This window comes from Salinisphaera sp. C84B14, from assembly GCF_040361435.1.
GTDB lineage: Bacteria > Pseudomonadota > Gammaproteobacteria > Nevskiales > Salinisphaeraceae > Salinisphaera.
The window spans coordinates 49,834-69,647 of sequence record NZ_APNL01000003.1; the positions used below are offsets into that span (position 1 = coordinate 49,834).

At 64.5% G+C, this 19,814-nt stretch carries 19 protein-coding genes; 8 read left to right on the forward strand and 11 right to left on the reverse strand.

Annotated elements, in window-relative coordinates; all coding sequences use genetic code 11:
• Positions 1-25: 25 nt before the first annotated feature.
• The 6 genes from typA (at position 26) to C84B14_RS03160 (ending at position 7,797) form a co-directional block, all read left to right on the forward strand.
• Positions 26-1,855 (forward strand): translational GTPase TypA, encoded by a 1,830-nt coding sequence (gene typA, locus C84B14_RS03135; RefSeq protein WP_353221819.1) that lies wholly within the window; start codon positions 26-28, stop codon positions 1,853-1,855.
• Positions 1,856-1,964: 109 nt separating this feature from the next.
• A complete protein-coding gene (locus C84B14_RS03140; RefSeq protein ID WP_353221820.1) occupies positions 1,965-3,548 on the forward strand; it encodes a GNAT family N-acetyltransferase in 1,584 nt (527 codons plus the stop codon).
• 344 nt (positions 3,549-3,892) lie between these two features.
• Positions 3,893-4,657: an SIR2 family NAD-dependent protein deacylase gene (locus tag C84B14_RS03145; RefSeq protein WP_353221821.1), complete on the forward strand. Its 765-nt coding sequence runs from the start codon at positions 3,893-3,895 to the stop codon at positions 4,655-4,657.
• A 95-nt stretch (positions 4,658-4,752) separates the two neighbouring features.
• Positions 4,753-5,517 (forward strand): ParA family protein, encoded by a 765-nt coding sequence (locus tag C84B14_RS03150; protein WP_353221822.1) that lies wholly within the window; start codon positions 4,753-4,755, stop codon positions 5,515-5,517.
• 58 nt (positions 5,518-5,575) lie between these two features.
• Positions 5,576-7,024, forward strand: coding sequence for an NfeD family protein (locus tag C84B14_RS03155; protein ID WP_353221823.1), 1,449 nt, complete (start codon positions 5,576-5,578; stop codon positions 7,022-7,024).
• A gap of 2 nt (positions 7,025-7,026) precedes the next feature.
• Positions 7,027-7,797: a slipin family protein gene (locus C84B14_RS03160; protein WP_348766886.1), complete on the forward strand. Its 771-nt coding sequence runs from the start codon at positions 7,027-7,029 to the stop codon at positions 7,795-7,797.
• 16 nt (positions 7,798-7,813) lie between these two features.
• Here the strand turns inward: C84B14_RS03160 and C84B14_RS03165 are convergent, their stop codons facing one another.
• The 3 genes from C84B14_RS03165 to C84B14_RS03175 are packed head-to-tail and all read right to left on the reverse strand — an operon-like array spanning position 7,814 to position 9,579.
• Positions 7,814-8,551 (reverse strand): polyphosphate kinase 2 family protein, encoded by a 738-nt coding sequence (locus C84B14_RS03165; RefSeq protein WP_353221824.1) that lies wholly within the window; start codon positions 8,549-8,551, stop codon positions 7,814-7,816.
• Complete coding sequence (locus C84B14_RS03170) at positions 8,541-9,215, reverse strand: CoA pyrophosphatase (protein ID WP_353221825.1); 675 nt, start codon at positions 9,213-9,215, stop codon at positions 8,541-8,543. The genes C84B14_RS03165 and C84B14_RS03170 overlap by 11 nt, the downstream gene beginning before the upstream one ends.
• Before the next feature lie 4 nt (positions 9,216-9,219).
• Positions 9,220-9,579, reverse strand: a complete 360-nt coding sequence (locus C84B14_RS03175; protein ID WP_348766883.1) for a type 1 pili tip component — start codon at positions 9,577-9,579, stop codon at positions 9,220-9,222.
• A 158-nt stretch (positions 9,580-9,737) separates the two neighbouring features.
• Here C84B14_RS03175 and C84B14_RS03180 point away from each other — a divergent pair, with 158 nt between their 5' ends.
• Positions 9,738-9,998, forward strand: coding sequence for a hypothetical protein (locus C84B14_RS03180; RefSeq protein ID WP_293623679.1), 261 nt, complete (start codon positions 9,738-9,740; stop codon positions 9,996-9,998).
• 27 nt (positions 9,999-10,025) lie between these two features.
• Here C84B14_RS03180 and C84B14_RS03185 read toward each other — a convergent pair whose 3' ends face one another.
• Positions 10,026-10,976 (reverse strand): transaldolase, encoded by a 951-nt coding sequence (locus C84B14_RS03185; protein ID WP_353221826.1) that lies wholly within the window; start codon positions 10,974-10,976, stop codon positions 10,026-10,028.
• Positions 10,977-11,074: 98 nt separating this feature from the next.
• On the opposite strand from C84B14_RS03185, the gene C84B14_RS03190 reads away from it, so the two are divergent.
• Positions 11,075-11,824: a class I SAM-dependent methyltransferase gene (locus C84B14_RS03190; protein WP_353221827.1), complete on the forward strand. Its 750-nt coding sequence runs from the start codon at positions 11,075-11,077 to the stop codon at positions 11,822-11,824.
• Between the two features lie 15 nt (positions 11,825-11,839).
• Here C84B14_RS03190 and C84B14_RS03195 read toward each other — a convergent pair whose 3' ends face one another.
• The 7 genes from C84B14_RS03195 to pstB all read right to left on the reverse strand — a co-directional run bounded on the left by C84B14_RS03195 (position 11,840) and on the right by pstB (position 19,761).
• Positions 11,840-12,364: a gamma carbonic anhydrase family protein gene (locus C84B14_RS03195; protein WP_353221828.1), complete on the reverse strand. Its 525-nt coding sequence runs from the start codon at positions 12,362-12,364 to the stop codon at positions 11,840-11,842.
• Between the two features lie 45 nt (positions 12,365-12,409).
• Positions 12,410-13,099, reverse strand: coding sequence for a tRNA (adenosine(37)-N6)-threonylcarbamoyltransferase complex dimerization subunit type 1 TsaB (tsaB, locus tag C84B14_RS03200; protein WP_353221829.1), 690 nt, complete (start codon positions 13,097-13,099; stop codon positions 12,410-12,412).
• Positions 13,096-15,003: a DNA repair helicase YoaA gene (yoaA, locus tag C84B14_RS03205; protein ID WP_353221830.1), complete on the reverse strand. Its 1,908-nt coding sequence runs from the start codon at positions 15,001-15,003 to the stop codon at positions 13,096-13,098. The genes tsaB and yoaA overlap by 4 nt, the downstream gene beginning before the upstream one ends.
• Positions 15,000-15,542, reverse strand: coding sequence for a tetratricopeptide repeat protein (locus C84B14_RS03210; protein WP_353221831.1), 543 nt, complete (start codon positions 15,540-15,542; stop codon positions 15,000-15,002). The genes yoaA and C84B14_RS03210 overlap by 4 nt, the downstream gene beginning before the upstream one ends.
• 92 nt (positions 15,543-15,634) lie before the next feature.
• A complete protein-coding gene (gene mrcB, locus C84B14_RS03215) occupies positions 15,635-18,064 on the reverse strand; it encodes a penicillin-binding protein 1B (RefSeq protein WP_353221832.1) in 2,430 nt (809 codons plus the stop codon).
• 102 nt (positions 18,065-18,166) lie between these two features.
• Positions 18,167-18,904, reverse strand: a complete 738-nt coding sequence (phoU, locus tag C84B14_RS03220; protein ID WP_353221833.1) for a phosphate signaling complex protein PhoU — start codon at positions 18,902-18,904, stop codon at positions 18,167-18,169.
• Positions 18,905-18,927: 23 nt separating this feature from the next.
• The gene (gene pstB, locus C84B14_RS03225) at positions 18,928-19,761 is read right to left on the reverse strand and encodes a phosphate ABC transporter ATP-binding protein PstB (RefSeq protein ID WP_502949883.1); all 834 of its coding nucleotides are present in this window, start codon (positions 19,759-19,761) and stop codon (positions 18,928-18,930) included.
• Between the last annotated feature and the right edge of the window lie 53 nt (positions 19,762-19,814).

Consider the following 19,814-nt stretch of genomic DNA (forward strand, 5'->3'; position numbering starts at 1 on the left):
TTAATTTCTACCGGCCACGGCCCTTATGATCGACAACCTGCGCAATATCGCGATTATCGCCCACGTGGACCATGGCAAGACCACGCTCGTGGACTGCCTGCTGCGCCAGTCCGGCACCTTCGAGGCGCGCGAGGAAGTCGCCGACCGGATCATGGACTCCAATGATCTGGAAAAAGAGCGTGGCATCACGATCACGTCCAAGAACACCGCCATCGAATGGCGTGACCCGGACAGCAACGAAGCCTATCGCATCAATATCGTGGATACACCGGGCCATGCCGACTTCGGCGGCGAGGTCGAGCGCGTGCTGTCGATGGTGGACTCGGTGCTGCTGCTCGTCGATGCCGTCGACGGCCCCATGCCACAGACCCGCTTTGTTACCGAAAAGGCCTTCGAGCTGGGCCTTAAGCCCATCGTGGTCATCAACAAGATCGATCGCGACGGCGCCCGCCCGGACTGGGTACTCACCCAGACCTTCGATCTGTTCGATTCGCTTGGCGCCACCGACGAACAACTGGACTTCCCCACCGTCTACACTTCGGCGCTGGGCGGCTATGCCGGCCTCGAAGATACCGTGCGCGACGGCGACATGAAGCCGCTGTTCCGTACCATCACCGAGCGCGTGCCCTCACCGCCGGTCAAGACCGACGGCCCGTTCCAGATGCAGATCACCACGCTGGATTACAACAGCTTCGTCGGCCAGATCGGCATCGGGCGTATCGCGCGCGGTGCGGTCAAGCCCGCCACCCAGATCACCATCGTCGATCGCGAAGGCAACAAGCGCAACGCCAAGATCGCGGGCGTATTCGGTTTTCTCGGCCTCAACCGGGTCGAGGTCGATCAGGCTCAGGCCGGCGATATCGTCGCTCTGACCGGCATGGACGGCCTCGATATTTCCGACACGCTGTGCGATCCGAGCGCGCCGGAAGCGCTGACCCCGCTGACCGTCGACGAGCCGACCATGAGCATGACCTTCGAGGTCAACAAATCGCCGCTGGCCGGCAAGGACGGCGACTATCTGACCTCGCGCCAGATTCGCGAGCGCCTGTTCCGCGAACTCAAGTCGAACGTCGCCATGCGCGTGGAAACCGGCAACGATCCGGACCGTTTCAAGGTGTCCGGGCGCGGTCTGCTGCATCTGTCGGTGCTGCTCGAGACCATGCGCCGCGAAGGCTATGAGCTGTCGGTATCCCGTCCTGAGGTCGTCACCCGCGAAGTCGACGGCGAGATTCACGAGCCGTATGAGCTGCTGATCTGCGATATCGAGGACGACCATCAGGGCTCGGTCATCGACAATCTCAACCAGCGCCGCGGCCAGCTGCAGAACATGCAGCCCGACGGCAACGGCCGCACGCGCCTGGAGTTCATGATTCCGGCCCGTGGCCTGATCGGCTTCCAGACCGAGTTCATGAGCCTGACCTCGGGCACCGGTATCGTCACCCATGTGTTCGACCACTACGGCCCGCGCGGTGGCGATGCCATCGGCCAGCGCCATTCCGGCGTGCTGATTTCCAACGCGGCCGGCAAGGCGGTCGGGTTTGCCCTGTTCAACCTGCAGGATCGCGGCAAGATGATGGTCTCGCCCGGCGACGAGGTATACGAAGGCATGGTCGTGGGCATCCATTCGCGCGAGAACGATCTCACCGTGAACGTGCTCAAGGCCAAGCAGCTCACCAACGTGCGCGCGGCCGGCTCGGATGAAAACATCGTGCTCACCCCGCCGATTCGCATGACGCTGGAACAGGCGCTGGAATTCATCAACGACGACGAACTCGTCGAAATCACGCCGTCCAGCGTTCGCGTACGCAAACGCTGGCTCAAGGAACACGAACGCAAGAAGGCCAGTCGCGGCTGATGCGGGCAGCGCCGGCACCGCGTCTGCGCGCTCACTGCCGCAGACGGGGTGCCTGCGTTATCGTGACCATTAAGTCGCTCTAGTCATCGAGGTTACCGAGGGATCGTTCATGCCCAGTCAAAGCCGTTCACGCCTGATCGTTCGTACCGCCAATCTGTCCGATATCCCGGCGATCAACCGGGTGGTACAGCGCACCTATCCCAACCTCGACGACTACACCTTCGACGAGCTGCGCGGCCAGATCAACAACTTCCCCGAAGGCCAGCTGGTCGCGGTCTACGAGGACGTGGTAGTCGGCTACTGTGCAACGCTGTGCCTGCCCGAGGATCAGGTCATGCGCCCGCATACCTGGGCCCGGATCACCGGTAACGGCTACGGCTCGACCCACGATATCGACGGCGACTATCTCTACGGCTACGAAATCTGCGTGGACCCGGAAGCACGCGGGCTGCGTATTGGCCAGCGCCTGTATCGCGAGCGTGAAGCCCTGTGCGTGAAGCTGGGCCTCAAGGGCATCGTCTTCTCCGGCCGCCTGCCCGGGCTCAAGCGCCGCTACAAGAAGTACGGCAGTGCCGAGGCCTATGTCGAGGCGGTGCAGAACAAGGAAATCCGCGATTCGGTGTTGAGCTTCCAGCTCAACCAGGGCTATGAACTGCTCGGCGTCATGCCCAACTATCTGCCGCCGGACGAAGCCTCGATGGGCTACGGCGCACACCTGCTCTGGCGCAACCCGGAATACAAGTACCGCGAAGACGTCGTCGGTGATTCGCACGTGCATCTGCAGCGCCCGGCCACGGTACGTATCGCCACCATCCAGTACGGCCAGCGTGCGATCAACTCCTTCGACGAGTTCGCCCAGATCGTGACCTACTTCGTCCAGGAAACGGCCGACGCCAAGGCCGACTTCGTGGTGTTTCCAGAGCTGTTCACGGTTCAGCTGCTGTCGATCAAGAACGAGGAACTGCGTCATCGCGCGGCAATCCAGCGCCTGGCCGACTTCGTCGACGAATTCCGCGAGCTCATGGCTTCGCTGGCGGTCAAGTTCAACATCAACATCATCGCCGGTTCCCACCCCACCCGCGTCGGCGACGACCTGCAGAACATCGGCTATATCTATCTGCGCGACGGGTCCGAATACCAGCAGCCCAAGATCCACCCCACCCCGGGCGAGCGCCACTACTGGAATATCGTCGGCGGCGATTCGCTCAATGCCATCGAAACCGACTGTGGCCCGATCGGCGTGCTGGTGTGCTACGACAGCGAGTTCCCGGAACTGTGCCGACACCTGGCCGACCAGGGCATCAACATGCTGTTCGTGCCCTATTCCACCGAAGATCGCAACGGGCATCTGCGCGTGCGCTACTCGGCCCATGCACGCGCGGTGGAAAACCAGATCTATGTCGCCACCGCCGGCAACGTCGGCAACCTGCCGCGTATTCACGCCATGGACCTGCACTACGGCCAGAGCGCGATCATCACCCCCTGCGATTTCGCCTTCGCCCGCGACGGCGTGGCCGCGGATACCACGCCCAACGTCGAAATGGTCGCCATCGCCGATGTGCGTCTGGACGTGCTCCAGGACGCGCGTACCACCGGCTCGGTGCAGAACATGCTCGATCGCCGCCACGACCTCTACCACGTGCAGTGGATGCCGCGCCGGCGCGCGGTCAAGGCGCCGCGCAACCGCCGCTAAGCAACCTCTGCATGATCTGTCGCGGTCGCGCCGGCGCGCCTTGCGCAGGGCTGTAGCGTGCGCCTTGCACGGTGCGCCTGACTGAACGCCGAACAGGCGTGCGAAAAGGCCCGGCCATAGGGGTCGGGCTTCGAAAGTGCTACGACTGCGTTGCCGAGCTTGAGCTGCCAACGAGGCAGGCGCTGCGCTCTTACGCGTTGTAGTAACGCATTCGAGCATGCGAACGCTTGCCGCCAGCGGCTATGCAGCGCTTCAGTGGCCTCGGCATGACGGGTGACGGCGACAGCCGTTAGAGTGTCGGGCAGCATTTTCCCATGGTCGGCCCGCCGGGCCGACGCTGCCCCATGACAGCGACTTCGATGATAGAGGCGGCCGGCCGCGCGCTCGCCGACAGCCGGCGTTTGCTCGTGCTCTCCGGCGCCGGGCTATCGGCCGAATCCGGCATCCCGACTTTTCGCGAAGCCCAGACCGGGCTGTGGGCGAAATTCTCGCCGCAGGATCTGGCCACGCCGGAAGCCTTCGCCGCCAACCCGGAACGGGTGTGGGCCTGGTATCGCTGGCGGCGCAGCCTGATCGCCCGCGGCGGCGTTAATCCCGGACACCGCGCGATCGCGGCACTGGAACGCCATCTCGACGTGGTGATTGCTACCCAGAACGTCGACGGCCTGCAAAGCGCGGCCGGCAGCCACGATGTGTCCGAGCTGCACGGCAATATCTGGATCGATCGCTGCAGCGCCTGTGACGCCGAGCACCGGCAGCCGGTCGCCGAAGCCGACGACGACGCCGAGCTGCCTTATTGCGATGCGTGCGGGGCGCGCATGCGCCCGGGCGTGGTCTGGTTCGGCGAGATGCTGCCCGTAAACGCGCTTGAACGCGCGCAGGCCGAGCTCGAGCGCTGCGACTGCGTGCTGGTGGTCGGCACCTCCAACCAGGTTTATCCCGCCGCGGCGCTGGTGGAGATGGCCGTGGCCGGCCCGGCAACGGTCATCGAGGTCAATCCGCAGGCCACGTCGGTATCCGCGGCCGTGGACGCACATATCGCCGAAACCGCAAGCAAGGCGCTGCCCGCGCTTGTCGACAGGCTCGACGGCCTGGGGGCAGCCCGCTAAGCTCAGTACTCATGAACATCGGTTTTCACGACCGCCCGCGCGGCGTCATAGCGAACGATTGCAAACGCCGGACTGGCAAAACAGGGGAGTAACGAATGACGCGTCGCGTGGTGTTCAATCAGAAAGGCGGGGTCGGCAAGACGACGCTGCTGTGCAACCTGGCCGCGATCGCCGCGGCGCGTGGCAAGCGCACGCTGGTGATCGATCTGGATGCCCAGTGCAACGCCAGCCAGTACCTGCTTTCGTCGGACAACCGCCAGGCCGAGGCCGGCAGCGCGGATTTCTTCGAAGCCACGCTCTCGCGGGCGCGCACCGGCGACAGCCTCGCCGATTACGTCACCCCCTCGCCGTTCGAAAACCTCTCGGTCATGGCCGCCCATCCGGATCTGGAAGAGCTGCGCGTCAAGCTCGAGGCCAAGCACAAGATCTACAAGCTCAAGCAGTCGCTGGCACGCCTTGACGGCTATGACGCGATCTTCATCGACACCCCGCCGGCACTGAATTTCTATTCGCAATCGGCGCTGATCGCCGCCGATCGCTGCCTGGTGCCTTTCGACTGCGACGATTTCGCCCGCCAGGCCCTGTATTCCTTGTTCGACAACATCCACGAAATTCAGGACGACCATAATCCCGACCTGGTCATCGATGGCATCGTGGTCAATCAGTTCCAGGCTCGGGCCAAGCTGCCCGAACGCATGCTCGCCGAACTCAAGGCCGAAGGCCATCCGCTGATCGAAACCCGGATCACCTCGTCGATCAAGGTACGAGAATCGCACGACGCGTCCATTCCCCTGATTCACTACGCGCCGAATCATAAGGTGACCCAGCAGCTGGTCGCTCTTTACGAGCAACTAGACTAGCCATCCTCTCGCGGCCCCTGGCGCAACGTAGAGCGCGCCTATCGCGTACTATCAGGATATGGCTATACGGCGAACCCTGCTGTTTCTATTCTCGTTCGTCGCCCTGCTGGCGAGCGCGACCGGGCTCGTCGCCCAGCCGTCCACGAACGCCGCGCCGCCGATACGCGAAATACCCATCGACGGGCCGATCGGCCCGGCCACCAGCGCCTTCGTCGCTCGCGGACTCGAGCAGGCCGCTGCGGCGAACACGCCGCTGATCATCCTGCGCCTGGATACGCCCGGCGGGCTGGACGGCGCGATGCGCGATATGATAAAGGCGATTCTAGCCTCCCCGGTGCCGGTAGTCGGTTATGTTTCGCCCGGCGGCGCACGCGCGGCCAGTGCCGGCACCTATATCCTCTATGCCAGCCATATCGCGGCCATGGCGCCGGCCACCAATCTCGGCGCGGCCACGCCGGTATCGATAGGCGGCGGAGGTTCGGCCCCGGCCGATACGCAGCCCGAGCCAGCGGATGCCTCGAACACCGACGGCGACAACAAAGGCGGACAACCCAGCGACGACGCCACCGCCAAGCGTCGCAAGGCGGTAAACGACGCCGTGGCCTATATCCGCAGCCTGGCCGAGCGGCGCGGCCGCAACGCGGACTGGGCCGAACAGGCCGTGCGCGAAGGAACGAGCCTGTCGGCACAGGCGGCACTCGATGCCAACGTCATCGACCTGATCGCCGCCAACACCACGCAGCTGCTGGATCGCCTCGACGGACAAAACGTGGAAACCGCGGCCGGCATGCAGCAGCTGAACGTTGCCGGTGCGCGCGTCGAGCAGCGCGCGCCCGGCTGGCAGACCGAACTGCTGTCGGTCATCACTAATCCGACCGTGGCCTATCTGTTGTTCATGATCGGTATCTACGGGCTGATTCTGGAAGGCCTGAACCCGGGCACCGGCGTGCCGGGCGTGGTCGGCGCCATCAGCCTGCTGTGCGCGCTGTTCGCCTTTCAGGTGCTGCCGGTCAACTATGCCGGGCTGGCGCTGATCGCGCTCGGTGCCGGGCTGATGGTGGCCGAGATGTTCGCGCCCAGTTTCGGTATTCTGGGCCTGGGCGGTGTTGCCGCTTTCGTGTTCGGCTCGATCATGCTCATGGATACCGACGTGCCCGGCTTCGATATTCCTTTCGGCCTGATCGGCGGTATCGCGGTGGCCAGCGCCCTGCTGTTGTTCGGGATTCTGTACATGTTCCTGCGCTCGCGACGCGAACGCATACACACCGGCCATGCCGGGCTCATTGGCAGCCGTTGCGTAGCCCTCACGGATTTCGAACGCGAAGGCCGCGTCCTGCTGCACGGCGAGTCCTGGCTGGCGGTCAGCCACACGCCGGTCGTGCGCGATGAACCACTCGTGGTCACCGCGGCCGAAGGCCTCAAGGTATTCGTGCGCCCCGCCGGACCGGCGGATACCACCATTGCTACGGGCAACGCGCCAGCGCGTGGGCCCATACCGCGGAGATAGCCATGCTCATCAATTTCGGTTTTGCCGTGATCATCCTGCTCGCGCTGGTGATCTTTGCCTCGATCAAGATCCTGCCCGAATACGAACGCGGCGTGATGTTCACGCTCGGGCGCATGACCGGCGTGAAAGGCCCCGGTCTGTTTCTGGTGATCCCGGTCATCCAGAAGATGATCAAGGTGGATATGCGCGTGGTGGTACTGGACGTGCCGCCCCAGGACGTGATCTCGCGCGACAACGTATCCGTGCGCGTCAACGCCGTGGTGTACTTCCGGGTGATCGACGCCGACCGGGCGATCGTGGAAGTCGAACATTTCTACGACGCGGTCAGCCAGCTTGCCCAGACCACGCTACGCAGCGTGCTGGGCAAGCACGAGCTCGACGAAATGCTGGCCGAGCGCGACAAGCTCAATGCCGATATCCAGGAAATCCTCGACCGTCATACCGATGCCTGGGGCCTGAAAGTCGCCAACGTGGAGATCAAGCAGGTCGACCTCGACGAGAGCATGACCCGTGCGATTGCCCGTCAGGCCGAAGCCGAACGCGCACGCCGAGCCAAGGTCATCAACGCCGAAGGCGAAATGCAGGCGGCCGAAAACCTGCGCGGGGCCGCTGAACAGCTCGCGCGCGAGCCGCAGGCCCTGCAGCTGCGCTATCTGCAGACGTTGGTGGATATCGCCGGCGAGAACAATTCCACCATCGTGTTCCCGCTGCCGATGGACCTCATCGAACCGCTGCTTGATGCCGCCAAGAAAATGGGCGAGCACAAGAACTAGAACCCGCGGTCGACGGCTAGTCGCTGGCGGCCATGAAACGCTCGACCACCGGATCGACCGCCGGCGTCGCCGTCAGGTCGATGCCCTCGCCCAGCGCCGCCACGGTATGGCGCATCGCGGCGACGCGCGCTTTTTTCTTGTGGTTCGCGTCAATCCGCGTCCACGGCGTGGCCGCCGTGGAGCAGCGTTCGAACATGCGCGCATAGGCCTGTTCATAGTCCTGCCATCGCGCCCGGTTGCGAATATCGTCGGCCGTGATCTTCCAGCGCTTGGCCGGGTTCGCATAGCGCGAACGAAACCGCTCGAGCTGGGTATCGGCATCGATATCCAGAAACAGCTTGACCAGACGTACGTCGTTGTCGACCAGCGTGCGTTCGAAGGCATTGATCTCGTCGTAGGCGCGCTCGCACGCCTGTGCCGATATGAACCCTTCGATCGGCTCGACGAGTACCCGTCCGTACCAGCTGCGATCGAAAATCGCGATTTCGCCGGCCCCGGGAATACGCCGCCAGAACCGCTGTAGCCAGAGTTCGTCACGTTCGACCGCATTCGGGGCCTTGATCGGCCAGACGGTGAGATGGCGTGGATCGAGCACCCAGGCAATACGCCGGATCAATCCACCCTTGCCGGCCGCATCCCAGCCTTCGAGCACGATCACCGCGCTACGCCGTTCCTGCGCATAGGCATGCTGGATGGCAACCAGCTCAGCCTGCAGGGCTTCGAGTTCGTCATGCAGCGCTTTTTTATCGGCCACGGGATCTCTCCGGCTCGTCGGCGCGGCGAGGCAGGGCCAGCGGGCGGTCTTCGGCATGGGCAAGCCGCTGGACCAGCCCCAGCAGAATGCCGGCAGTCGCCCCCCAGATATGATCGTCGCGATAGTCGATGCCGTAGACGTGATACGTCTGGCCGTTACGCTCGTAGGGGTACTCGCGATAGTTGTCCAGCTCCAGCAGATGCGCGAGCGGCACGGCGAACAGACGCGCGACTTCCGCGTCGTCGGGATACACCTCGGCGCGTGGATCGACCCAGCCCACGAACGGGCTGATCACGAAGCCCGTGACGGTCGGGTACTCGGGCAGCTCGCCGAGTACTTCGACGTGGTGCGACTGCAGTTCGATCTCTTCTTCAGCCTCGCGCAGGGCCGCCCGTTCGGCATTGCGATCCTGTGCTTCCATGCTGCCGCCGGGAAAGCTGATCTGGCCCGGATGATGGCGCAGGGCCGCGCTTCGCTGGGTGAAGTAGACGTAGGGCTCGGGCGCGGCGACCACCGGAATGAGCACGCCCGCACGCCGGGCGGCCACCCCGTAGGCCTCAATCGGCCGGTTGTCGCCCGGCCCTGAATGACCCGGCGGCATTTTGACCGCCAGCGCCTGCTGCAGACGTCGGCGCCACGTCTCGGCCGGGTCCCGATCCGTCAATGCATCAACCGTTCGATGGCGTGGACTGGTCGATACGCTCGCCGGCCTTGAGTTTCTCGGCATATTCCTTGGCCAGCGCCTGGAAGCGCGGCGTAAGGCCCGCATCCGCATACATCGGATCGCCCTCTTCATCGTAGGCCGCGATTTCGTTACCCGGCTCGTAGGAGAAGGACGATGCCAGTTCGTCCAGAGCGGCTGCCAACAGATCGGTGAGAATGCGTTCCTGGGTCAGGCCCGGGAACAGATCGCACAGGGCGGCAACCTTGGCCGCATCGTAGAGCGGCAGACGAATCTCGTAGGTTTCGTCAGTCCGGGTTTCGCCGGCGTTGGCTTTCCATTGAGCGACCAGTTCGTTGACTTTCATCCGGGTACCTGCAGTTTGAGTATTCGATGCGCGTTGCGACCCGCATAGATTACGAGAGTCGCACGTATTTCAACAATGTTGCGCGGCCCTTTTAAAGTCGCGTTGACCCGCTTCTAAGCGCCTGCTAGCTTGGCGCCAACTCAACCCGAGAGTAACGCATGGCCAAGACCGAAAAGACCTGGAGCCTCAAGGAAATCGACCAGCAGCGCGGTGACAAGAAAGGTACTGCGTTCCTGGCATTCAAGCAGCTCAAGGATAGTTTCGACGAGGGCCGCGACTACTATTACCTGAGCGCGAGCCAGGATGCGCGCGAAATCGAGCAGCTGCGCAGCGCCGGGCGCATCTACGAAAGCACCGTCAACGCCATCCTGCTCACCGAAGGCGGCTACAGCGCAGTACTCGACTACCTCGACGGCTAACGCAGTGCCCGGGCGGCGCAGGCGCGCTCAACCGCCCAGCTGTGTGTCGAGCGCGCGCTGATCGTCGGCAAAGCGACGAATGCCTTCGGCGAGTTTCTCCGTGGCCATGGCATCGGCATTCATGGCCCAATCGAAGGCACGCCGATCGAGCATCAGCCGCGGCACATCGGACTCGGTCGTGGTAATGCCTGGCGTGTCGCTTTCGTCCAGACCCGCCAGCTCTTCGAGCAGCGCTGGCGAAATAGTCATCAAATCGGCCCCGGCCAGCGCGAGAATCTGGTCGCGGTTGCGAAAGCTCGCTGCCATCACCTGGGTCGGATAACCATGGGTCTTTGCATAGGCATTGATACGGCGCACGCTGGCCACGCCCGGATCGTCTTGCGGCGCGTAATGGTCGACGCCATCGGCTTTCTTGTACCAGTCGGTGATCCGTCCAACGAACGGCGAAATCAGCGTCACACCCGCCTCGAAACAGGCCTGTGCCTGGGCCAGCGAAAAGATCAACGTCATGTTGCAGGCAATGCCTTCGGCCTCGAGCACGCTGGCCGCGCGAATGCCGGCCCAAGTGCTGGCGATCTTGATGAGGATACGATCGTGCGCGACCCCGAGTTCGCCGTAATCGGCGATCAGCGCCCGCGCCTTGCGAATCGTGGCGTCGGTATCGAAGGACAGTCGAGCGTCGACCTCGGTGGATACATAGCGCGGCACGACCTGGGTGAGTTCGCGTCCGAACAGCGTCATCAGCCGCTCGACCCGGCTCAGCCCATGGGCGGGCATTGCCGCCAGCGCCTCGTCGACGAGATGCCGGTAGCGCGTATCACCCGCCGCCTGCAGCACCAGGCTCGGGTTGGTCGTTGCATCGGTGGGCCGATAGGCGCGAATGGTTTCGAAATCGCCGCTGTCCGCAACCACGGTAGTGCGGGCACGCAGCGCTTCAAGCGCGTTCTGTGGGGTGTTGGACGCAAGGGATTCGGACATCTCGTGACTCGTGGCGAATACAGGCCTCACTATAGAACAGTCCCGCGATTACCCGCCAAGGCGTTGCGTCCGGACCAGCTGGCAAGCGGTTTATCGCCATGACAATCTCGCCGACTGAATTGCCCCCGCTGGTCGTGGATGCCGGCTTTGCGGCGCAGCGCTGGGCAGGCCCGGCCGGGTTCGCCACCGTCGTGCATCCGCCCGAGCAAGGCTTCTATCTGCGCGCGTGCGCCGACGGGCTCGTCCTGCATCATGCCGATGCGCCTGCCCGCGATCGCGGCCTGCGTATCGATCTGCTCGACGGCAGCGTCGAACGTCGCGCCGCGGGCGGTCGCCAGTCGCCGCTCGCCCGCGCACTGGGCCTGCGCCGCCACCCGCGACCGCGGGTGCTTGATACCACCTGCGGGCTGGGCCGCGACAGCGCCACGCTCGCCGCGCTCGGTTGCAGCGTCGTCTCGATCGAACGCCATGCGGTGCTGTTCGCCCTGCTCGAGGATGCACGCGCGCGTGCACAGAGCGCGCCCCCGAGCTGGCTTGCCGCCTGGCCACGCCTAATCCATGCCGATGCAACTCGGTGGCTGGCGGATACGCCCGACGAAGAATTCGATATCGTCTATATCGACCCGATGTTCGATGCGCCCCGACGCAAGGCCCGCCCGCAAAAGGCACTGGCCTGGATGCACGAACTCGTGGGCACCGATACCGACGTGGCACTGCTGCTGGAACGCGCCCGTGCGGCAGCCATGCGCCAGGTGGTCGTCAAACAGCATGCCCGGGCGACGCCGATCGCCCCGCCCGACCGCCAGGTCGAAGGCAAGGCGATTCGTTTCGATATCTACCTAAGCTGAGAACCGCGCGGCGCGCTAGACCGCAGCCAAGCCCGCCAGAAAACGCTTGTAGTTCTCGACATAGTGCGCGGCACCGCGCTTGAGTTTTTGCGCGTCTTCGTCGGTCAGTTCGCGTTTCACCCGGCCCGGCACGCCGATGACCATGCTGTTGTCGGGAATTTCCTTGCCCTCGGGGACCAATGCGCCTGCGCCGATCAGGCAGTTGCGCCCGATCTTAGCGCCGTTGAGCACCGTGGCCTTGATACCGATCAGGCTGTTGTCGCCGATCGTGCAGCCGTGCAGCATCGCCTGATGGCCCACGGTACAGTCCGCGCCCACGGTCAAAGGAAAGCCGGGGTCGGTATGCAGCACGCAGCCGTCCTGAATATTGCTGCCGCGCCCGATCGTGATCAGCTCCTGGTCGCCGCGCAGCACGGCGTTGAACCAGATACTGGCATCGACTTCGAGCTTCACGTTGCCGAGCACGGTGGCGTTCTCGGCCACGAAGAACTGTCCGGCGTCCGGCGTTTGTGGGGTGATGTCGTCCAGGCGGTAAAGCATGTCGTCCTCCGGTTGCTTTTTGTCGTCGTTAATTGTCGACCGCGCTCAGCGCAGCCCGCCGGGCTTGCGGGCGACGTCGTCGCGCACGTAGACCGGCAGCGCCTGCGCGGCGGGCAGACCTTCACCAGCGCGCAACGTCGGTATCGCCAGGCGTGCGATGTCGAGCGCATGCGGCCACTGTTCAACGGGTTCCAGTGTCTCGGGCGCGACGCCGCGCTCGCCGGCGACGACGTGCCAGCCGTTGCCGGCCCGGGTGTATTCGTTGGCCGTGTCGGCGTCGAGCTGTTCCGGGCGCATGACCCGTTCGATACCCAGCGGTTCCGGGGCGGCGCCCTGCCCGCGCTGGTAGTCGGCGCTATAGATTTCGCCCATGCGGGCATCCTGAACCACGCGGATGCGTTCAACACGCGCGTCTTGGTGCAGGCAACGCGCGGCCAGCGCCGCGAGGGTAGACACCGGCACCACCGGCCGACCAATGCCCGCGGCCAGACCCTGAATGAGCCCGGCGGCGATCCGCAGGCCGGTAAACGCACCCGGCCCACGTCCGAACGCCAGGCCGTCGAGATCGGCCAGCTCGAGCTCGGCGCGCTCCAGCAGCTCCCGCGCCAGCGGCAACAGACGGCGTGCATGCGCCTGCGGGGCGATCTCGAAGTGTTCGAGCTCGTAGTCGCGCTCGACGTCCACGACGGCAACCGACAACGCCTCGGTCGAGGCATCCAGAGCGAGTATCTTCATGTCGGTGCCAGAGAATCGAGAAATTCGCAGGCCACTGCCTGATCGCGGGTGATGGGCATGGGCGGCAGGCTGGCTCGAATCGCGCCGCCGTAGCGCGCCGTGAACAGCCGCGGGTCGCAGATGGCCAGTACGCCGCGGTCGGCGGCGTCGCGAATCAGGCGGCCCACGCCCTGCTTGAGGGTGATGATGGCCTGGGGCAGTTGGTAGTCCATAAACGGGTTCTCTCCGGCCTCCTTCATCGCGGTAAAGCGTGCCGCGAGCACCGGGTCGGCCGGCGAGGCAAACGGCAGGCGGTCGATGATCACCAGCCGTAGGGCCTGACCGCGTACGTCCACGCCTTCCCAGAAACTGCTGGTCGCGACCAGTACCGCCCCGTCGTCGTTGCGAAACTCCGCCAATAGCGTGGCCCGCGGCGCACTGCCCTGCATGAGCACATCGATGCCGGCCGCGGCCAAGGCCTCGCCGTAGCGGGCCACCGCCCGGTAGCTGGTACACAGCAGGAAGGTACCGCCGCCGGACGCTTCGATAAGCGCCAGCGCCTGGGATACCAGCGCGTCGTCGAAGTCCGGCGTGTTCGGCGCCGGCATGGCCTGCGGCGCATACAGCATGGCGTTGCGTTCATAGTCGAACGGGCTGGGCAGCACCTGCTGGGTAACGTCGGTGAGCCCGAGTCGGCGACAGAAGTAGTCCAGGTCGTTCTTGACCGCCAGGGTGGCCGAGGTGAATATCCAGGCGCCGGGATAGGCTTCGATGGCGCGCGAGAACGGCGTGGCCACATCCAACGGCGTGCTGTGCCAGATCCAGGCCGTGCCGCGTTTTTCCAGCCAGCTGATCCGGTCGGCGTCGCTCGCGCTTACGGTGGTCAAGGCGGCTTCGAGCTCACCACAGCGCCGCGACAGCGCCTTCATGCGGTCGCTGCGGCTGGCCACCGGCTCCAGGCCGGTCTTGAGCGCGAGCAGCGCCGCGGCCAGCTCATCGCGTGCGCCGCGGCGTACGCCGGTTTCCAGCTCCTCCCAGCTGCGATTGCCCGGCGCATCGCCCAACGCATCGGCAAAACGGCGTTCGGCGTTGCCGACGTCCTTGAGCTTGGCTTTCAGGGCGGGCATGTCGCCGCCGAGCGTATCCAGCTCGGCCAGACCATCGCGCACCAGATCCTTCAGCTGGCGCGCGGAAAGCGCCTGGCCGAAAAAGCGTCCGGCGATATCGGGCAGCCGGTGGGCCTCGTCCAGCACGATCGCGTCGGCACCGGGCAGCACCTCGCCAAAGCCGGATTCTCGCAGCGTCAGATCGGCAAACAGCAGATAGTGATTGACGATGACCAGATCCGCCGCCTGGGCCTCGCGGCGCGCATGCACCACCCAGCACTGATCGAACAAGGGGCATTCCTGGCCCAGGCAGTTGTCGGTGGTCGAGGTGATACGCGGCCAGAGGGCATCGCCGTCGCCCAGGTCCCCGAACTCGCCCAGATCGCCGGTGGTGGTCCGGGCTGCCCAGTCGCGTACCGCACGAATCTTGGGCGCGAGATAGAGATCCCCGCTGGCCTCGGTGAGATTGAGCCGGTGCAGGCAAAGATAGTTGGCCCGGCCCTTTAGCACGGTGGCATGTACCGAACGCCCGAGCACCGTCTGCGCCAGCGGCACGTCCTTGTCGTCGAGCTGGCTTTGCAGGTAACGCGTGGCGGTCGAGACGATGATCTTTCGCTGCGAGGCGAGCGCGGGCAGCAGATAGGCCAGGGTCTTGCCGGTGCCGGTGCCGGCTTCCACCACCAGCCGTTCGCCGGCGTCGATGGCACGGGCCACCGCGCTGGCCATCTCGGCCTGACCGGCACGGGCCGCATAGCCGGGCAGCGCCCGCGAGAGCGCGTCGTCGTCAGAGAATAGCGCGGCGCCTGCCGCCGCACTCATCGCATGAACTGCTGGCTGGCGCTGCGATAGCTGCTGGCGCGCTGCATGGCCTCGTCGGCACCGCTGCGATCGCCGTCGGCGCGGCGCGCTTCGGCGATCAGGCGCCAGTTGTCGGCGCGTACGAACGGATTATCGCCCGCCACGCTGTTGGATTTGCGTGCCATGGCTTCGGCCTGACCGCCCTGCCCCTGCGCGAGTTTGACCGCCGCCAGACGCTGATAAACGAACGCGTTGCGCGGTTCGAGATCGAGCGCGCGTTCCAGCGTGGCGGCGGCCATATCCATATTGCCGTTGCGGGCCAGCGTATCGGCCCGTCCCAGTAGCGACAGCACGGCCGGACTGCTGGCCTCCTGGGCGCTGCGCGGCGGCATCACCTCGGGCTTGCTCGGCCGCTGCGGCGGGCGCGGCTGTTCCTCACCAGGCTGTGGCGACGGCACCGTGGGCGAAGCCGGGCCTTCCGGCGGCGGAAAGCTGGTGCGCTGGGTGGTGGCACAGCCGGCCAGCGCGATGGTCAGCGCCACTACTGCGATTCGTTGCATGCTCCCAAACCTCTCGTTGCGTGGCCGCGCGGCTTGCGCGAGCGCACGGTCGACAGCGGCATCGAACCCCATGGCCCGATCGCTCGCTTCGATCAACCGAACAAGCGCTGCAGCCAGTTGCCTTCGTCCTGTTCCTGCTGTTGTTCCTGCTGACGCGGCTGTTCGCGGCGATAGCGGTTTTCGCGCATGATATCGCTATCACAGTCGGAAAGCCCGTCCGGCACCTCGCCGCGCACGAAAGGCACTGGCGTGGTGTTGCTACAGCCGCCGTAGTCGTTGCCCGCCGTGCCATTGGGATCGAAGCGCATACGCAGCGGGATTTCCACCACGTCCTCGGGCGGCACGTTCATCAGACCGCGCGGGTCGATATCGGCCATGATACCGGCCCACAGCTGGAGGGCGCCGGTCGCCCCGGTGAGCTGGGCCGGCTTGTTGTCGTCGCGACCGACCCAGACCACAGCCAACCGGTTGGCCGAGAAACCCGCGAACCAGCTGTCGCGCAGATCGTCGGTGGTACCGGTCTTGCCGGCCACGTTAATCGAGCGGTCGAGCGTTTTGTACATCGAAGCGCCGGTGCCGTAGCGCGCCACGCGTTGCAGAATCCAGTTGGTGATATAGACCGGCGATTCATCCACGGCACGCCGGATCTTGAGCGGATAACGCGACAGCGGCTCGCCCTCTCGGGTCGTGACATCACGAATGGCCAGCAGCGGCGTGTAGTAGCCACCGGCGGCGAGCGTGTTGTAGATCTGGGCGACCTGCATGGGCGCCATGTCCACGGCACCGAGGGCCAGCGACGGCACCGACAGCGGATCGCCGTTGTAGCCGAGCTTCTTGAGCGTATCGATGACGTTGGGAATGCCCACATCGAGGGCCAGGCGCGCCGTCGACAGGTTATAGCTGTGCGTGAGCGCATAGTGCAGCGGCACTTCGCTGCCGTGCGAACGCATCGAATAGTTGTTCGGCCGCCAGGTATCACCGTTGGCCAGCTTGACCGCGAGCGGGCCGTCGTCCAGCGGTGTAAGCACGTTGTATTTCGAGGGCTCGGCCAGCGCGGTGAGATAGACCACCGGCTTCATCAGCGAACCGATCGGCCGGCGCGCGTCGAGTGCCCGGTTGAAGCCGGCAAAGCCGGCGTCGCGGCCGCCGACGAGTGCGAGTACACGCCCGCCTTCGACGCTGGTGACCACCGCCGAGGCCTGCAGGCTGTCGCGCGCAATACCGCGTGCGGCCTCGACCTTGTCCAGCCCGTCCGAGACGCGCTGCTCGGCAGCCGCCTGAACCGCCGGATCGAGCGTGGTGAAAATACGCAGCCCTTCTTCGGTCAGGTCGGCGTCCTTGTACTGGCCCAACAGCTGACGGCGCACTAGATCAATGAAGGCCGGGTACTGGCTGGTACTGCGTACCGTACGCGCGGTCACGCCCAGATCCGCTTTCTTGGCTTCGCGCCAGCTCTCCTCTTCCAGGAAACCCGCGCTGTGGAACATGTCCAACACCAGGTTGCGGCGGCGCAGCGCACGCTCGGGGTTGCGGCGCGGGTCGTAGTAGCTCGGGCCCTTGACCATCGCCACGAGCAGCGCGATTTCCTGTGGCTGCAACTCTTCCAGCGGCTTCTGGAAATAAAAGTAGCTGGCCAGGCCAAAGCCGTGGATCGCGCGCCCGCCATCCTGGCCGAGATATACCTCGTTGAGATAGGCCTCGAGAATCTCCGGCTTGGAATAGTGCGCATCCAGCAGGATGGCCATCAGCGCTTCCTTGGCCTTGCGCACGAGCGTCTGCTGATTGTTCAGATAGAAGTTCTTGACCAGCTGCTGGGTAATCGTGGACCCACCCTGAACCACCCCGCCGGCGCGCATGTTGGCAACCGCGGCGCGTAGGATCGATTTCGGGGACACGCCCCAGTGATTCATGAAATCGCGGTCTTCGACCGTGATCAGACCGGCCGGCAGCATTGGCGGCACCTCGCCGAGCTTGACCAGAATCCGGTCTTCGCCCTGCTTCGGATAGATGCTGCCGATCATCAGCGGGTCGAGCCGAATCAAGGCCGGGTCGCCGGATTTGTCCAGCGCGCTCAGGGAACTGACCCCACTACTGTTGAAGCTCAGCCGGATCTCTCGGGCTGCCTGCTTGCCATCCCAGAAATGGAAGGCACGGGTATGGATATCGAGCTGGCCCGCACTGCTGCGATACGTACCCGAACGGGACAGGCTCGAACTGGCCCGATAGCCCTGGCGGTCGAGCCGAGACACGATTTCGCTGCGGGTAAGATCCAGGCCGCTATAGAGTTCGAGCGGGCTGGCGTAGACCTTGGCCGGCAACGTCCAGCGCGTGCCCTCGAACTGCGCGCGCACCGCGCCGTCCAGATACACCATATACCCCGCCAGCAGCGCAGCGCCGATGCAGCCCAGCAGGAACACATAGGGCAGCAGACGCCGAAAGAAGCCGCGCTTGGCTTTAGCCCGCGACGGGGTACGCGCCTTGCGCTTCGGTGTTGATCGAGTGGGTCGTTTTTTCTGGGCCAATTCCGCTATCCGCGCCAGTCAGGGACGCTGATAGTACCAAAGCGCGACGCGAGTTTTGTGCGCCGCACCCCGGTACTGGCCAAACCAGCGCGCGTAGCGCGCTCAGCCGCCGCGTCGGCGTGCCGCGCCCTCGATGATCTCTTTTTCCATCGCTTCGAGGCCGATATGGCGTACGTCCTTGCCTTCCACGAAGTACACGACGTATTCGCCAATATTGGTGGAATGATCCCCGATACGCTCCAGCGCCTTGACTGCCCACAGCACGTCCAGCATATGGCGGATGGTGCGCGGGTCTTCCATCATGTAGGTAATGCACTGGCGCACGATGCCTTCGTACTCGCGGTCGACTTCGGCGTCCTGCTGGGCCACACGCAGCGCCGCCTCCGAATCGAGACGGGCAAAGGCGTCCAGGGCATCGCGCAGCATCTCGCGCACATGCCGACCGAGCGTCTCGATCTGGCGGAACGCGCTTTTTGGCCGGTCGTAACTGGCCAAATGGGTTGCCATGCGTCCGATCTTCTCGGCTTCGTCGCCGATGCGCTCGAGGTCCGTGATGGTCTTGGCCACCCCGATGATCAGACGCAGATCCCCGGCCTGGGGGGCGCGTCGGGCCAGAATGCGGGTACATTCCTCGTCGATCTCGACTTCCATGCGGTTGACCTGCGAGTCGCCCTGCACGACGTCTTCACCAAGCGTGCCTTCGCCGGTAATCAGCGCGCGTACGGCGTCAGCTATTTGCTGCTCGACCAGGCCGCCCATCGAAAGAACGAGTTCACGCACATCCTCCAGGTCGGCATCGAACTGCTTGGACGTATGTTTTTCCAGCCCGACTTTATCCATGGCACTCTCCTCCCAGCGGCCGATCAGCCGTATCGGCCGGTAATGTAGTCTTCGGTCTTCTTTTCGCGCGGATGCGTGAACAGTGAGTCCGTATCCGAATATTCGACAATATTGCCCAAATGGAAAAACGCCGTATAGCCGGCCACTCGAGCGGCCTGCTGCAGGTTGTGGGTGACGATTACGATGGTGTAGTTCTCTTTGAGCTCGTCAATGAGCTGCTCGACCGTCGCGGTCGCCACCGGATCGAGCGCGGAACACGGCTCGTCCATGAGCAACACGGACGGGCTCACCGCGATTGCGCGGGCAATACATAGACGCTGCTGCTGACCACCCGACAACGACAGGCCCGGCATCTGCAGACGATCCTTGACCTCTTCCCACAGGCCCGCGCGCTTGAGCGAATGCTCCACCAGGTCTTCCATATCCGTGCGCTTGCGCACCTGGCCCAGGATCTTGGGCGCATAGGCAATATTGTCGTAGATGCTCTTCGGAAACGGATTGGGCTTCTGGAAAACCATGCCGATATGCGAGCGCAGTTCGACAACGTCGACCTCGGGGGCATAGATGTTCTGGTTCTCGAACTCCACCTCGCCCTTGATGCGCACGTCCGGAATCAGGTCGTTCATCCGGTTGAGACAGCGCAGGAACGTCGACTTGCCGCAGCCGGACGGCCCGATCAGTGCCGTGACCTCGTTCTCGACCACGTCCATGGAAACACCGTGCAGCGCCTGTTTCTCGCCGTACCAGACCTCGAGGTCGTGCACCTCCATCTTCATGTTCTGATTCACGCGCGGGCGCTCCGTGGTCGGCACGTTCACCACCTGGGTGTTGTCGCCGGTCAAATCTCGTGTACGCATCCTAAATCTCCGCCCGGGAAAAGGGAAAATATTTCAATTTGTTAGTACCGCTC

What these genes read in the sequence shown, in the direction of transcription:
- C84B14_RS03210 (WP_353221831.1), bottom strand. Translation starts at nt 15,542, where the DNA reads ATGCAACGAATCGCAGTAGTGGCGCTGACCATCGCGCTGGCCGGCTGT.
- C84B14_RS03140 (WP_353221820.1), top strand. Translation starts at nt 1,965, where the DNA reads ATGCCCAGTCAAAGCCGTTCACGCCTGATCGTTCGTACCGCCAATCTG.
- typA (WP_353221819.1), top strand. Translation starts at nt 26, where the DNA reads ATGATCGACAACCTGCGCAATATCGCGATTATCGCCCACGTGGACCAT.
- C84B14_RS03190 (WP_353221827.1), top strand. Translation starts at nt 11,075, where the DNA reads ATGACAATCTCGCCGACTGAATTGCCCCCGCTGGTCGTGGATGCCGGC.
- C84B14_RS03160 (WP_348766886.1), top strand. Translation starts at nt 7,027, where the DNA reads ATGCTCATCAATTTCGGTTTTGCCGTGATCATCCTGCTCGCGCTGGTG.
- pstB (WP_502949883.1), bottom strand. Translation starts at nt 19,761, where the DNA reads ATGCGTACACGAGATTTGACCGGCGACAACACCCAGGTGGTGAACGTG.
- tsaB (WP_353221829.1), bottom strand. Translation starts at nt 13,099, where the DNA reads ATGAAGATACTCGCTCTGGATGCCTCGACCGAGGCGTTGTCGGTTGCC.
- C84B14_RS03155 (WP_353221823.1), top strand. Translation starts at nt 5,576, where the DNA reads ATGGCTATACGGCGAACCCTGCTGTTTCTATTCTCGTTCGTCGCCCTG.
- C84B14_RS03150 (WP_353221822.1), top strand. Translation starts at nt 4,753, where the DNA reads ATGACGCGTCGCGTGGTGTTCAATCAGAAAGGCGGGGTCGGCAAGACG.
- C84B14_RS03145 (WP_353221821.1), top strand. Translation starts at nt 3,893, where the DNA reads ATGACAGCGACTTCGATGATAGAGGCGGCCGGCCGCGCGCTCGCCGAC.
- C84B14_RS03185 (WP_353221826.1), bottom strand. Translation starts at nt 10,976, where the DNA reads ATGTCCGAATCCCTTGCGTCCAACACCCCACAGAACGCGCTTGAAGCG.
- C84B14_RS03180 (WP_293623679.1), top strand. Translation starts at nt 9,738, where the DNA reads ATGGCCAAGACCGAAAAGACCTGGAGCCTCAAGGAAATCGACCAGCAG.
- yoaA (WP_353221830.1), bottom strand. Translation starts at nt 15,003, where the DNA reads ATGAGTGCGGCGGCAGGCGCCGCGCTATTCTCTGACGACGACGCGCTC.
- C84B14_RS03195 (WP_353221828.1), bottom strand. Translation starts at nt 12,364, where the DNA reads ATGCTTTACCGCCTGGACGACATCACCCCACAAACGCCGGACGCCGGA.
- phoU (WP_353221833.1), bottom strand. Translation starts at nt 18,904, where the DNA reads ATGGATAAAGTCGGGCTGGAAAAACATACGTCCAAGCAGTTCGATGCC.
- C84B14_RS03175 (WP_348766883.1), bottom strand. Translation starts at nt 9,579, where the DNA reads ATGAAAGTCAACGAACTGGTCGCTCAATGGAAAGCCAACGCCGGCGAA.